The organism is Williamwhitmania taraxaci, assembly GCF_900096565.1.
Taxonomy (GTDB): domain Bacteria; phylum Bacteroidota; class Bacteroidia; order Bacteroidales; family Williamwhitmaniaceae; genus Williamwhitmania; species Williamwhitmania taraxaci.
Genome location: NZ_FMYP01000139.1, coordinates 1 through 2953, shown reverse-complemented (window position 1 = coordinate 2953; position 2953 = coordinate 1). Strand labels below are relative to the sequence as shown.

At 37.2% G+C, this 2953-nt stretch carries 2 protein-coding genes; both read left to right on the top strand.

Going from position 1 to position 2953, the window contains the following annotated elements; translation table 11 throughout:
• Nucleotides 1-1151, top strand: a 1151-nt coding sequence (locus BLS65_RS17435; protein ID WP_139180985.1) for an autotransporter assembly complex protein TamA, incomplete at its 5' end; no start/stop codon positions are given.
• 3 nt (nt 1152-1154) lie between these two features.
• A complete protein-coding gene (locus BLS65_RS17430; RefSeq protein ID WP_092441066.1) occupies nt 1155-2867 on the top strand; it encodes an AsmA family protein in 1713 nt (570 codons plus the stop codon).
• Nucleotides 2868-2953: the final 86 nt, after the last annotated feature.

Sequence of the window (2953 nt, the reverse complement as noted above, 5' to 3'; positions counted from 1 at the left end):
TCAAATTAATTCATAAATTTGGTCACGAAATCATCCTTTTTTTGTGGCACAATATCACCGAAACAAGTGGCACAATATCACCGAAATATCAAGTAGTGTCAGTATTACCCCAAACAAATCCAAAAACCCGAAAAACACCGATTCCAGTCCATCTTTTTATTGAAGAAGCACCGCGGCTAACCACTCGTTTCGGTGCGGGATATGGCACTGAAGACCAATTCAGGGCTTTTTTGGATTTTGGTTATAAGGGGTTTCTCGGAGGTGCACGACAGCTCAAACTTAATTTGAAGCATTCGTCACTCGAACCCTATTCAGCTAGTTTAAAATGGATTCAGCCTCAGTTTTTAACTAAGAAAAGTTCTATCACCCTAAATCCTTTTATTATAAAAAATTCAGAGCCTGGTTATGTAACGCAAACCTTTGGTTTAAATGTTCCTATTACTTACCGGTTCAGTGATGATTTCAGCAGCACTTTAACGTATTATCTGGAGCGCGTAAAGCAAGATGTTGGTCAAGGTTATGAAGAGATACCGCATTCAGGAGATGGAATATTTCCTTATAATAAATCAGGCATACTGGTGAGTACTAGATTCAATAATTCTAAACCCCAGTTCTTTCCTACACAGGGAATCACTGCGTTTATTGGATTTAAACTGAACGGTTATTTATTAGGTAGTGATTTTAACTACAACAGCTTATGGGCCGAATTTCGAACTTATTATGAAATAGGCGATGTTGTAATTGCATTCAGAATTTTGACTGGAGGAATTCATTCAGCTGATACTAGTCAGTTCATTCCAGTTGAAGACCGTTTTTACTCCGGAGGTAGTAACTCGGTTCGCGGATGGAACCGGTCTGACCTGGGGCCAAAACGTAGCAATGGTTCTCCACTTGGAGGTAAAAGTGTGATGGAAGGAAATCTAGAAGCTCGTTATCCTTTGTTTTGGAAGGTAAGCGGAGTCGCTTTTTTGGACGCCGGGAATGTATGGACTGAATCATATACCTATAAATTGAAAGAACTAGCGTATGCAGTCGGTGGTGGAATCCGTGTTGAAACGCCTATTGGTCCTATTCGTTTCGATGTGGGTTTTCCTGTTTGGAACGAGAAAAAAAAGCCACAGTTTTTTATCAGTGTTGGACAAGCTTTTTAACTCATGAAGAAAACTATCAAATATATATATCGGATTTTTCTCGGGGTTATTCTTATCCTGATCCTCATTGTTATACTTGCTGGGGTTCTGGTTCAGACTGATTATTTTCATAAAAAACTGCCACCAATCTTAGAAAAGCAAGCTTCCAAGTATATAAACGGAAAGCTCTCCATTGGCAGTGTTGATGGCAGTCTTTTTTCTGGCTTGATAGTGCGTAATGTTTTACTCAAATCTAACCTGGACACCATCGCGTTTATTTCTGAAATAAATGCTGGATATAACCTGTTGCCGCTCTTTTGGGGTAAACTTGAGATTTCATCTGTAAAGTTAGATCATCCATATATTTTTCTCCAACAGATTAATGATTCAACTTGGAATCTGCAGCAAATTTTAAAACCATCAAATGCTCTTCCTGATGATACTATTAGTAGTTCTGGTTCAATTGAAATAGACATAACCAAAGTTCAGATTGTTGAAGGACTTATTAAGATAGAGACTTCGGATACATTGATTCCAAGGGAAATTGGCCATCTCAACTCTAAATTCTCACTGAATTACGCAAAGCAAAAACAGAAAATTATTTTGCAGGAGTTTTCTTTGCAAACAAAATCTCCTGACCTGAACTTAAAGAAATTGTCATTTGAGTTGACGCGTAATCAGGAAATTATTGAATTAAAAAACCTTTACCTGAAAACAACACAAAATCAACTTAAAGGGAAAGGTCGATATTACACAAAAGATAAGATGCAAGCCAGTGCCGATATTCAAACAGAGCCTGTTCATCTGAGTGAATTTGAATATTTCCTTAAAGGGATAAAAATACCGGTTACACCTGGTTTTAAATTTGATGCATCGATAAAAAATGATTCGCTGGTTGCCACAATTGATCTAAAGGATCATGATGAAAGTATTCACTTGAATTTGGCATTAGCTAATTTTCCTAATCTGGTTTATCATCAAGCAGATTCTCTTATAAGTTATAAATTGAACGGCAAACTGGTAAATGTTAATCTGAAGCGCTGGGCTGGTTTAAATGATATGAATTATATCATTAATGGTAACGTTTCGGCACAAGGAAAAGGAATTTCTCCATCAACGGCTGTGGCAGCTGTGCATGGCAATTTAAAGGATTTAAGAATCCGCGATAAAACCATTCAGCATATTGATTTTGCTTTTCAATTGAATAGAGGGTTTCTGAAGGGTAACGTTCAGGGCAGAGGCGAGTTTGGAGAATTTAGTGTAAAACCCGAAATTACTGATGTAATGGGTAAACGCCCGACCTATATGGTCGATTTGGTTACCCGCCGACTTGATTTGGCACAACTTACTGGAGTCGATAGCCTTAGGTCATCTATCAATATGAAGGCACAATTACAAGGAAGGGGATTTGATCCAAAGACTATGATTGCCAAAGCAAATGTTTTGATTTTTGAATCACAAATGTCTGGTATAGGGCTTGATACTGTAATGGCAAGTGTTGGATATTCCAATGAAAATATTCAGTTAGATTCGCTTTTGGTGCAAACTCAGACACTTAATCTTAAAGCTAAGGGAAATTACAGCAAAAGATCAAATTCCGACGTTGTTTTGTCAGCTACAATAAAAAGTTTGGATGAGTTTAAATCATTAATCCCTATTCAGGGTATTCAAACCAGCGGAAAATTTGATGCACACCTTTCGGGCATGCCTAATTCATTAAAGTTTGAGTCTCAATAGTTCGGTAATAACTAGTGTAAATATTTGACAATCAGAAAAATAGGCGTGAATAAATTTGAATAAGACCTTAGAAATCAGTATCTTAA